The sequence below is a fragment of the Streptomyces sp. AcH 505 genome, assembly GCF_000818175.1.
Classification (GTDB): Bacteria; Actinomycetota; Actinomycetes; order Streptomycetales; family Streptomycetaceae; genus Streptomyces.
Genome location: NZ_JTIY01000002.1, coordinates 131,761 through 142,112, shown reverse-complemented (window position 1 = coordinate 142,112; position 10,352 = coordinate 131,761). Strand labels below are relative to the sequence as shown.

Annotated in this window: 9 protein-coding genes; 6 read left to right on the top strand and 3 right to left on the bottom strand. The window is 70.4% G+C overall.

From position 1 onward, the window contains the following. Both HY68_RS30790 and HY68_RS30785 read left to right on the top strand, forming a co-directional pair. The coding region (locus HY68_RS30790; protein ID WP_157874533.1) for an ABC transporter ATP-binding protein at window positions 1-619 on the top strand (619 nt) is incomplete at its 5' end. Continuing rightward, window positions 616-2,397, top strand: coding sequence for an ABC transporter ATP-binding protein (locus HY68_RS30785; RefSeq protein WP_041998002.1), 1,782 nt, complete (start codon window positions 616-618; stop codon window positions 2,395-2,397). The genes HY68_RS30790 and HY68_RS30785, both read left to right, overlap by 4 nt. A 79-nt stretch (window positions 2,398-2,476) precedes the next feature. Here the strand turns inward: HY68_RS30785 and HY68_RS30780 are convergent, their stop codons facing one another. Beyond that, the gene (locus HY68_RS30780; RefSeq protein ID WP_041998000.1) at window positions 2,477-3,094 is read right to left on the bottom strand and encodes a TetR family transcriptional regulator; all 618 of its coding nucleotides are present in this window, start codon (window positions 3,092-3,094) and stop codon (window positions 2,477-2,479) included. Between the two features lie 94 nt (window positions 3,095-3,188). Here HY68_RS30780 and HY68_RS30775 point away from each other — a divergent pair, with 94 nt between their 5' ends. Then, window positions 3,189-4,238, top strand: a complete 1,050-nt coding sequence (locus tag HY68_RS30775; RefSeq protein ID WP_041997998.1) for an NAD(P)-dependent alcohol dehydrogenase — start codon at window positions 3,189-3,191, stop codon at window positions 4,236-4,238. 18 nt (window positions 4,239-4,256) lie between these two features. Here the strand turns inward: HY68_RS30775 and HY68_RS30770 are convergent, their stop codons facing one another. Continuing rightward, on the bottom strand, window positions 4,257-5,048 hold the full coding sequence (locus tag HY68_RS30770; RefSeq protein WP_041997996.1) for a metal-dependent hydrolase: 792 nt from the start codon (window positions 5,046-5,048) through the stop codon (window positions 4,257-4,259). 61 nt (window positions 5,049-5,109) lie between these two features. Here HY68_RS30770 and HY68_RS30765 point away from each other — a divergent pair, with 61 nt between their 5' ends. Beyond that, window positions 5,110-7,683, top strand: coding sequence for a DEAD/DEAH box helicase (locus HY68_RS30765; RefSeq protein ID WP_198533454.1), 2,574 nt, complete (start codon window positions 5,110-5,112; stop codon window positions 7,681-7,683). A 79-nt stretch (window positions 7,684-7,762) separates the two neighbouring features. Then, window positions 7,763-8,251, top strand: coding sequence for a glutathione peroxidase (locus HY68_RS30760; protein ID WP_041997994.1), 489 nt, complete (start codon window positions 7,763-7,765; stop codon window positions 8,249-8,251). 21 nt (window positions 8,252-8,272) lie between these two features. On the opposite strand, the gene HY68_RS30755 is transcribed toward HY68_RS30760, so the two are convergent. Then, a complete protein-coding gene (locus tag HY68_RS30755) occupies window positions 8,273-9,499 on the bottom strand; it encodes an acyl-CoA dehydrogenase family protein (RefSeq protein ID WP_042000260.1) in 1,227 nt (408 codons plus the stop codon). A 189-nt stretch (window positions 9,500-9,688) separates the two neighbouring features. Between HY68_RS30755 and HY68_RS30750 the strand changes: the two genes are divergently transcribed. Then, entirely contained in the window at window positions 9,689-10,333 is a 645-nt protein-coding gene (locus tag HY68_RS30750) for a TetR family transcriptional regulator (RefSeq protein ID WP_041997992.1), read from the top strand. Window positions 10,334-10,352 lie beyond the last annotated feature (19 nt).

Below are 10,352 nucleotides of genomic sequence, written 5' to 3'. Positions count from 1 at the left end.
TGCCGCCGAGGAGGAGAAGAGCCCGTCGGTGCTGCTCGGCGGGGTGGCGCTGGACGATCTGCCGCTGGACGCTGCGCGGGCCAGTGTGCTGGTCCAGGACAAGGATCCGGTGCTGCTGTCGGGGACCCTCGACGAACTGCTCGACGTGCCGTCGTCGGGCGCCGTCGACCCGGCGAAGGCACTTGCCGCCGCGCAGTGCGGCGATGTGCTCGACGCGCTCGTGCAGGCGTCCGTCGACGGGACGGGCGACCCGATGCGTTCGCGGATCACCGAGCGCGGCCGGTCGCTCTCCGGCGGCCAGCGCCAGCGCCTGGCGCTGGCCCGTTCGCTGGTCACCGACCCGGAGGTGCTGGTGCTCGACGAGCCGACGTCGGCGGTCGACTCGCACACGGAGGCGCGGATCGCGGAGGGCGTGAAGGCCCTGCGGACCGGCCGCACGACGGTGGTGTTCGCCTCGTCGCCGCTGCTGCTCGACCACGCCGACCGGGTGGTGTTCGTGCACGACGGCGCGGCGACGGCCGCGGGCAGCCACCGCGAACTCGTCCGCGACAACGGCGAGTACCGGGCGGTCGTCACCCGGGAGACCGAACAGGAACAGCTCATCGAGGAGTCCGCATGATCGGCGTGGCACGACCGGAGTACGACCCGGCGGCCCCGGAGTCGGCGACGACCCTGCCGGTCGGCACACCGGCGACGGTCCGGGCGTATGTGTCCGAGCTGCTGAAGCGGCACCGTACGGCGTTCGTCGTGCTGATCGCGGTGAACGCCGTGTCGGTGATCGCCTCGATGGTCGGCCCGTACCTGCTGGGCAACATCGTGGAGGAGCTGTCCGACGGGGCGCGCGAACTGCATCTGGGGCGCGTGGCCGCGGTGTTCACTGTCGCCCTGGTCATCCAGACGGTCTTCACCCGGACGGTCCGGCTGCGCGGCGCGATGCTCGGCGAGGAGATGCTGGCCGATCTGCGCGAGGACTTCCTGGTCCGGTCGGTCGGGCTGCCGCCCGGGGTGCTGGAGCGGGCGGGGACGGGCGATCTGCTGTCCCGGATCACCACCGACATCGACCGGCTGGCGAACGCCATGCGCGAGGCGGTGCCGCAGCTGGCGATCGGTGTCGTGTGGGCGCTGCTGCTGGTCGGCGCGCTGATCGTGACCGCCCCGCCGCTGGGTCTCGCCGTGCTGGTGGCGCTGCCGCTGCTGGTCGTCGGCTGCCGCTGGTACTTCAAGCGGGCGCCTTCCGCGTACCGCTCGGAGGCGGCGGGGTACGCGGCGGTCGCGGCGATGCTGACCGAGACCGTGGACGCGGGCCGCACGGTCGAGTCGCACCGGCTCGGCGGGCGCCGGGTGGCGCTGTCGGACCGGCGGATCAAGGAGTGGACCGGCTGGGAGCGGTACACGCTGTTCCTGCGCTCGGTGCTGTTCCCGGTCATCAACCTGACCAATGTGGTGATCTTCCTCGCGGTCCTGGTGATGGGCGGCGCCTTCGTCCTGGAGGGCTGGATCGACGTCGGCCAGCTCACGACGGGAGCGCTGTTCGCGCAGATGCTGGTCGACCCGGTGGGGCTGATCCTGCGCTGGTACGACGAGTTGCAGGTCGCCCAGGTGTCCATCGCCCGGCTGGTGGGCGTACGGGACATCGAACCGGCGGCGGGCGACGAGTCGGTGGTGCCCGCGGGCCGCGCGGTCAGCGCGGACGAGGTGCACTTCGGCTACCGCGAAGGGGTGGACGTACTGCATCAGGTGACGCTGAACGTCAGTCCCGGCACCCGGCTGGCGCTGGTCGGCCCGTCGGGCGCGGGCAAGTCGACGCTGGGGCGGCTGCTCGCCGGTATCTACGGTCCGCGGACCGGTACGGTCACGCTGGGCGACGCCGAGCTGTCCCTGATGCCGGCCGAGCGGGTGCGGCAGCATGTGGCCCTGGTCAACCAGGAGCACCATGTCTTCGTCGGCACGCTGCGGGACAACCTGCGGCTCGCCCGTACCGGCGCCGACGACGCCGAGCTGTGGACGGCGCTGGAGGCGGTCGACGCCGACGGCTGGGCGCGCGGCCTCGCCGAAGGGCTCGACACGGAGGTGGGCTCGGGCAGTGTCGCGCTCACCCCTGCGCAGGCGCAGCAGGTCGCGCTGGCGCGGCTGGTCCTGGCCGATCCGCACACCCTGGTGCTCGACGAGGCCACGTCGTTGCTGGACCCCCGGGCCGCCCGGCATCTGGAGCGCTCACTGGCCCGGGTCCTCGAAGGGCGCACGGTGGTGGCGATCGCGCACCGGCTGCACACGGCGCATGACGCGGATGTGATCGCGGTGGTCGAGCAGGGCCGGATCAGCGAACTGGGCAGCCACGACGAGCTGGTGGCGGCGGACGGGGCGTACGCGGCGCTGTGGCGCTCCTGGCACGGCTAGGGAGTGTCCGCGAAGTATCGTCGTCCGCCCTCGGGGCGGGGCTCGCGCCGTGGTCCGGCCCCGTCCTCTCGCTGCGTGGTCACACCGGTGATGACGCGGCGTCGGCCGGCGCCGTGGCACGTCTGACGCTTTCGCGCAGGAGTGCCCGGCGCTGTTCGTGCACCTCGGCGGGCTCTCCGGCGGTCGCCGCGTAGACGTTGCTGACCGGCGACCAGGCCATGGACATCGCGATGACCATGGCCATCAGGTCGAACGGGTTCCCCTGCCGTACCAGCCCCGCCGCCTGTGCCTCGGCGATGACCCGCAGTTTGCGCTGGTCGAGGCGTTCGTGTTCCTCGACGAGGTGCCCTGCCGGGCGACGCTCCAGGCGCGCCCAGGTGGCGAGCCGGATGAGGTCGGGGCGGGCGAGGTACTCGTCGTAGAGGCGTACGGCCCAGTCGGCGAGGTCGCCGGGGTCGCCCGCGTCGATGGGGACGACGTTGACGATCCGCTCCATCATGCCGAAGAAGATCGCGTCGAACAGCCCTTCCTTGTTGCCGAAGTAGGCATAGAGCTGCGCCTTGTTGGTGCGGGCCGCCGCCACGATCCGCTCGATCCGCGCCCCGGCGATCCCGTGCTCGGCGAACTCCACGGTCGCCACGTCGAGGATGCGTTTGTGGGTCGCGGCGCCGCGCGCGGTCAGGGACTGGTCGGCCATGTCCGCCACCTTACCAAACAGAACAGTTGGTTTGCTTGGCGGCCTCGATGGGCCTACGCTAAAACAGACCGAACAGTCTGTTTGAGGAGTTGGCATGAGGACCACAGTTGGCTGGCGCGCCGAAGGACCCGGCACGACGCTGCGCCGCACCCCGTTGGAGCGCCGCGAGCTGCGCCCCGACGACATCGCCGTACAGGTGGACTTCTGCGGTGTCTGCCACACCGATCTGCACGCCCTGACCGCCCGTACCGGTGCGCAGGACGCGCCGCTGGTGCCGGGCCACGAGTTCACCGGGACCGTGACCGAGGTCGGCCCCGAGGTCACCCGTTTCGCGGTGGGCGACCCGGTGGCCGTGGGCAACATCGTCGACTCGTGCGGCGTGTGCGTCATGTGCGAGGCGGGGCAGGAGAACTTCTGCCGGGAGTTCCCGACCCTGACGTACAGCGGCACCGACCGCCATGACGGCTCGACCACCCTCGGCGGCTACTCACGCGAGTACGTCGTACGCGACCGCTTCGTCTACGCGCTGCCCGCCGGCCTCGACCCGGCCGCGGCGGCCCCGCTGCTGTGCGCCGGAATCACCGTGTGGGAGCCGCTGCGCGCCCTCGGCGTGGGCCCCGGCACCCGGGTCGCCGTGGCAGGGCTCGGCGGGCTCGGCCATCTCGCGGTCAAGTTCGCCGTGGCGCTCGGCGCCCGGACGACGGTCATCAGCCGCACGGCGGACAAGGCGGACGACGCCCGCAAGCTGGGCGCCGACGATCTGCTGGTCTCCACGGACGAGGCGCGGATGGCCGAGGCGCGTGACCGCTTCGACGTCGTCATCGACACCATCTCGGCCGTCCACGACCTCGGCCCGTATCTGCGCGTGGTGGCCATGGACGGCACCCTCAGCCAGGTCGGGTATCTGGGCCCCGTCGCTGTGGAGACGATGGACCTGCTGGCCGGCCGCAAGAAGCTCACGTCGGCCGGCAGCGGCGGTACGCCGGCGACCGCCGCGATGCTGGAGTTCTGCGCGGAGCACGGCGTCACGGCCGATATCGAGCTGCTGCCCTCGGCGCGGGTGAACGACGCCCTGGACCGGCTCGGCCGTAACGACGTGCGCTACCGCTTCGTGCTCGACATGTCCGACCTGTCGGCCGGCTGACGCGCGAGCGGCGCCGGGTCAGAACACGCCCAGCGCCGCCGCGGCGCCGACCCCTCCCAGCACCATGAACGCGGGCATCAGGACCTTGATCTCCACCCAGGCGCCCGCCCTGAAGCGGATGAACTTCGGCGGCCCGATCGGGTACCAGCGCTTACGGCCCAGCGGGATCGGCCACAGGATCGGGCAGCCGGAGACGGTGATCGCGTCACCGATGTCGTGCACGAGCGCGCCGAGGATGATCGGCAGCCCCAGCCAGACGTACTCGTGACCGACCCCGGTGAACAGCCAGTGCGCGCCGTTGCCCGGCTCGTCCAGGATGTCCGCCAGCATCCACGCGCTGGTCGCGCCGAGCAGCCAGACCAGGACGTCGCTCGACATCCGCGCCGCCCGCCACAGCAGCCCCTCCACGGCCAGCACCATGTGCACGAAGAGGATGAAGAGGACCGCCCAGCGGCCGCCGACGATCGCGAGGCCCGAGGCCCCAGCGCCGACCAGGACCGCCCACAGCCAGGTGTGGGTCAGGGTGCGGTGGCCGCCGTTCCTGCGCGGGTCGCCCTTCTTCCTCGTCGCCTTGTAGACGGCGGTCGACATCCTGTCGACGATCTCGCACAGCCCGCGTGAGATGGGTCCGAAAGCCCGCGAGATGGTCGCCGCCTTGTGGTCCAGATCGGGGGCGAGCGCGGCGCCCGCGCATATCAGGGCGCCCACGGCCAGTACCGGCCACGGCATGCTGTGTCCTGCGGCTGCCGCCGCCGCACCCACCCCCAGCCAGGCCGCCGCCCCTGACAGTGAGTGTGCCGGTCCCATCATCGTCGTACCCGCCCCATTGCAGTTGTTATTCATGGTCAGTTGAGACCGCAGGCTACCTTCCATGATCTTCGAGGCGTCGTCCGGTTCCCTCATCCGGGCGGAAGGCAGGCAAGATGGGGTGGTGACCCTCATCGATCAGCTGCCGCCGGATGCCGACCCCGATGCCCTCTTCGAGGCGTTCTCCTCCTGGACCGAAGGCCAGGGCATCGCGCTCTACCCGGCTCAGGAGGAGGCGCTGATCGAGGTGGTCTCGGGAGCCAACGTGATCGTCTCGACCCCCACCGGGTCGGGAAAGAGCCTGATCGCGGCGGGTGCGCACTTCACGGCGCTGGCCCAGGACAAGGTCACCTTCTACAGCGCGCCGATCAAGGCGCTGGTCTCGGAGAAGTTCTTCGACCTGTGCAAACTCTTCGGCACCGAGAACGTCGGCATGCTGACCGGTGACGCCTCCGTCAACGCCGACGCGCCCGTCATCTGCTGTACGGCGGAGGTGCTGGCCTCCATCGCGCTGCGTGACGGCAAGTACGCCGACATCGGCCAGGTCGTCATGGACGAGTTCCATTTCTACGCCGAGCCGGACCGCGGCTGGGCCTGGCAGATCCCGCTGCTGGAACTGCCGCAGGCCCAGTTCATCCTGATGTCGGCGACGCTCGGTGACATGTCGCGGTTCGAGGAGGATCTGACCCGGCGTACGGGCCGGCCGACCTCCGTCGTACGGTCGGCGACCCGCCCGGTGCCGCTGTCGTACGAGTACCGTCTGACGCCGATCACGGAGACGCTGACCGAGCTGCTGGAGACCCGGCAAGCCCCGGTGTACATCGTGCACTTCACCCAGGCGGCGGCCGTCGAGCGTGCCCAGTCGCTGATGAGCATCAACATGTGCACCCGCGAGGAGAAGGACAAGATCGCCGATCTGATCGGCAGTTTCCGCTTCACCACCAAGTTCGGCCGCAACCTGTCGCGTTACGTCCGCCACGGCATCGGCGTGCACCACGCTGGCATGCTGCCCAAGTACCGCCGGCTGGTCGAAAAGCTGGCGCAGGCAGGCCTGTTGAAGGTGATCTGCGGTACGGACACCCTGGGCGTCGGCGTCAACGTCCCCATCCGCACGGTGCTGTTCACCGCCCTGACCAAGTACGACGGCACCCGGGTACGCACCCTGCGCGCGCGGGAGTTCCACCAGATCGCCGGCCGGGCGGGCCGCGCCGGGTTCGACGTGGCGGGGCTCGTGGTGGCGCAGGCGCCCGAGCACGTGGTGGAGAACGAGAAGGCGCTCGCCAAGGCGGGGGACGATCCGAAGAAGCGCCGCAAGGTGGTACGCAAGAAGGCGCCGGAGGGCTTTGTCGCCTGGTCGGAGACCACCTTCGACAAGCTCATCGGCTCCGACCCTGAGCCGCTGACCTCACGCTTCCGCGTCACACACACGATGCTGCTGTCGGTGATCGCCCGTCCCGGCAACGCCTTCGAGGCGATGCGCCATCTGCTGGAGGACAACCACGAGCCGCGCAGGCAGCAGTTGCGGCACATCAGGCGGGCCATCGCGATCTACCGGTCGCTGCTGGACGGCGGTGTGGTGGAGCGCCTGGAGACCCCGGACGCCGAGGGCAGGATCGTCCGGCTCACCGTCGACCTCCAGCAGAACTTCGCGCTGAACCAGCCGCTTTCGACCTTCGCGCTGGCCTCCTTCGAGCTGCTGGACCCCGACTCCCCCTCCTACGCGCTGGACATGGTCTCGGTCGTCGAGTCGACCCTGGACGACCCGCGGCAGATCCTCGCCGCGCAGCAGAACAAGGCGCGCGGCGAGGCGGTCGGCCAGATGAAGGCCGACGGCATCGAGTACGAGGAGCGGATGGAGCGGCTCCAGGACGTCACGTACCCGAGGCCGCTGGAAGAGCTGCTGGTGCACGCGTACAACACGTACCGCACGAGCCATCCGTGGGTCGGCGACCACCCGGTCTCCCCCAAGTCGGTCATCCGTGACATGTACGAACGCGCCCTGACCTTCACGGAGTTCACCTCGCACTACGAGCTGGCCCGCACCGAGGGGATCGTGCTGCGCTATCTGGCCGGCGCGTACAAGGCGCTGGAACACACCATTCCGGACCATCTGAAGTCGGAGGATCTGGAGGACCTCACGGCGTGGCTCGGTGAGATGGTCCGGCAGGTCGACTCCAGCCTCCTCGACGAGTGGGAGCAGCTGGCCAATCCCGAGGTGGACACGGCCGAGCAGGCCCAGGAGAAGGCCGACCAGGTCAGGCCGGTCACCGCCAACGCGCGTGCCTTCCGGGTCCTCGTCCGCAACGCCATGTTCCGCAGGGTCGAGCTGGCGGCGCTGGACAAGGTCGGTGAACTGGGCGAGCTGGACGCCGAGTCGGGCTGGGACGCCGACAAGTGGGGCGAGGCGATGGACGCGTACTGGGACGAGTACGAGGACATGAGCACCGGCCCGGACGCCCGCGGCCCGAAGCTGCTGGCCATCGAGGAGGACGCGGCCCACGGCCTCTGGCGGGTGCGCCAGACCTTCGCCGACCCGAAGGGCGACCACGACTGGGGCATCAGCGCCGAGGTGGACCTGGCGGCCTCGGACGAGGGGGGTCTCGCCGTCGTCCGGGTGACGTCGGTGGGTCAGCTCTGAGCCGGGCGGGGGGCCTGTTCACGGCCGTCGATCTCCTGGGTCCACACTGGAAGGACTACTGAGTACCGAGGAGATTCCGATGGCGCTGTACGACATCCCGCTGCGCACCCTGGCCGGCGAGCCCACTTCTCTGGCCGAGTACCGGGGCAAGGCCGTGCTGGTGGTGAACGTGGCCTCCAAGTGCGGGCTCACCCCGCAGTACGCCGGGCTTGAGCAGCTTCAGAAGACCTACGGCGACCGGGGCTTCACCGTCCTCGGCGTGCCGAGCAACCAGTTCGCCGGACAGGAGCCCGGTACGGCCGAGGAGATCCAGACGTTCTGCTCGGCGACGTACGGGGTCACCTTCCCGATGCTGGAGAAGACGGACGTGAACGGGGAGAGCCGGCACCCGCTGTACGTGGAGCTGACGAAGACCGCGGACGGCGCGGGCGAGGCCGGGGACGTCTCGTGGAACTTCGAGAAGTTCCTGCTCTCCCCGCAGGGCGAGGTCGTCGCCCGGATCCGCCCGCGCACCGAGCCGGACGCCCCCGAGGTCGTCTCCGCGATCGAGGCGCAGCTCCCCGCCTGACCGCCGCCTTCTCCGTACGCCCTAGCGGATCTGCACGCCCGAGATGGTGCGGGCGATCACCAGGCGCTGGATCTCGCTCGTCCCTTCGAAGATCGTGTAGATAGCCGCGTCCCGGTGCATCCGCTCGACCGGGTATTCGCGGGTGAAGCCGTTGCCGCCCAGGATCTGTACGGCCTGGGCGGTGACGGCTTTCGCGGTCTCGCTGGCGAACAGCTTCGACATGGAGCCCTCGGCCGAGGTGAACGGCTTTCCCGCGCTCGCCATCCAGGACGCCCGCCACACCAGCAGCCGCGACGCGTCGATCCGGGTGCGCATGTCGGCGAGCTGGAAGGCGATGCCCTGGTTGTCGATGATGGGGCGGCCGAACTGGGTGCGGGTGGTGGCGTAGTCGAGGGCGACCTCGTACGCGGCGCGCGCCGTGCCGACCGCCATCGCGCCGACGGCGGGGCGGGACGCCTCGAAGGTGGCCATGGCGGCGTTCTTCATCCGCTCGCCGCCGGCCGCGGCCCGCTCACGGGCCCTGGCGAGGCGTTCGTCGAGCTTGTCCTTGCCGCCGAGCAGGCAGTGCCCCGGTATCCGGACGTCTTCGAGGACGACCTCGGCGGTGTGCGAGGCGCGGATGCCGTGCTTCTTGAACTTCTGGCCCTGGGCCAGCCCGGGGGTGCCGGGCGGGACGATGAAGGAGGCGTGGCCCTTCGAGCCCAGCTCGGGATCGACGACGGCGACCACGACGTGCACGTTGGCTATGCCGCCGTTGGTCGCCCAGGTCTTGGTGCCGTTGAGCACCCATTCGTCGGTGGCCTCCTCGTACACGGCGCGGGTCCGCATGGCGGCCACGTCGGAGCCGGCGTCGGGCTCGGACGAGCAGAAAGCGGCGAGCTTCACGTCGTCGGCGTCGCCGTACATCTGCGGTATCCAGGTGCCGATCTGCTCCTCGGTGCCGTTGGCGAGGACGCCGACGGCGGCGAGTCCGGTGCCGACGATCGACAGCGCTATCCCCGCGTCACCCCAGAACAGCTCCTCCATCGCCATCGGGATGCCGAGCCCCGTGGGGTCGAAGAACTGCTGCGCGTAGAAGTCGAGCGAGTAGATGCCGAGCTTGGCCGCCTCCTGGATGACCGGCCACGGCGTCTCCTCACGCTCGTCCCACTCGGCGGCCGCCGGGCGGACGACATCGGCGGCGAAGCCGTGCAGCCAGTCCCGCACCTGCTTCTGGTCGTCGTTGAGTTCGAGCGTGAACTCGGCCATGTTCTCCTCCAGTGCTGCGTCGCGCGCCGTGTCGCCCGAGGCGCCCACCCGCGATGGTTACCTGCGGTAACCACAGTCTGTTACCCGCAAGTAGGCCATGTCAACAGAGTTCGGCCGGATCCGCGTGGGCGGCGGGCAGGGTGTTACGTTGCGGGAGCGGCACAGAAATCGCACGGGCGGGGAGAAACGATGGAGACCACACAGCAGGCCGAGCAGCAGCGCTCGGCCCAGCAGAGACGGCGCCAGTTGCTGGAGGCCGCCGACCGCGTGGTGCTCCGCGACGGACCCCAGGCGTCCATGAACGCGATCGCCGCCGAGGCGGGCATCACGAAGCCCATTCTGTACCGGCACTTCGGCGACAAGGGCGGGCTGTACCGGGCGCTGGCCAAGCGGCACACCGACGCCCTGCTCGACGCCCTGCGCGCCGCGCTGGACGCGCCGGCCGAGCGGCGCCAGCGGGTCGAGGCCACGCTGGACACGTACCTGTACGCCATCGAGGCGCGCCCGCAGGTGTACCGCTTCCTGATGCATCCGGCCGAGGACGCCCAGCCGACCGAGGCCGGGTTCGACGTCGGCCGGCATTCGGCGCCGCTGCTGCGCAGGCTCGGCGAGGAGCTGGCCACCGTCATCGAGGAGCGGGTCGACCTCGGCCCCGACAGCCAGCAGCTCGCCCGCGTCTGGGGTCATGGCATCGTCGGCATGATGCACGCGGCGGGCGACTGGTGGCTCGGTGAACGTCCCTGCTCGCGTGAGCAGTTGGTGCGCACCCTGGCGGACATGCTGTGGGGCAGGCTGGCCAGCGTCGACAACCGCGCGGGCGGCCCCGGTTTCTGAACCGCCAGGACCGGGGTGC

Bases quoted from the DNA above. Each gene is read 5' to 3' on its own strand.
- HY68_RS30785 (WP_041998002.1), top strand. From the start codon at position 616: ATGATCGGCGTGGCACGACCGGAGTACGACCCGGCGGCCCCGGAGTCG.
- HY68_RS30780 (WP_041998000.1), bottom strand. From the start codon at position 3,094: ATGGCCGACCAGTCCCTGACCGCGCGCGGCGCCGCGACCCACAAACGC.
- HY68_RS30775 (WP_041997998.1), top strand. From the start codon at position 3,189: ATGAGGACCACAGTTGGCTGGCGCGCCGAAGGACCCGGCACGACGCTG.
- HY68_RS30770 (WP_041997996.1), bottom strand. From the start codon at position 5,048: ATGATGGGACCGGCACACTCACTGTCAGGGGCGGCGGCCTGGCTGGGG.
- HY68_RS30765 (WP_198533454.1), top strand. From the start codon at position 5,110: ATGATCTTCGAGGCGTCGTCCGGTTCCCTCATCCGGGCGGAAGGCAGG.
- HY68_RS30760 (WP_041997994.1), top strand. From the start codon at position 7,763: ATGGCGCTGTACGACATCCCGCTGCGCACCCTGGCCGGCGAGCCCACT.
- HY68_RS30755 (WP_042000260.1), bottom strand. From the start codon at position 9,499: ATGGCCGAGTTCACGCTCGAACTCAACGACGACCAGAAGCAGGTGCGG.
- HY68_RS30750 (WP_041997992.1), top strand. From the start codon at position 9,689: ATGGAGACCACACAGCAGGCCGAGCAGCAGCGCTCGGCCCAGCAGAGA.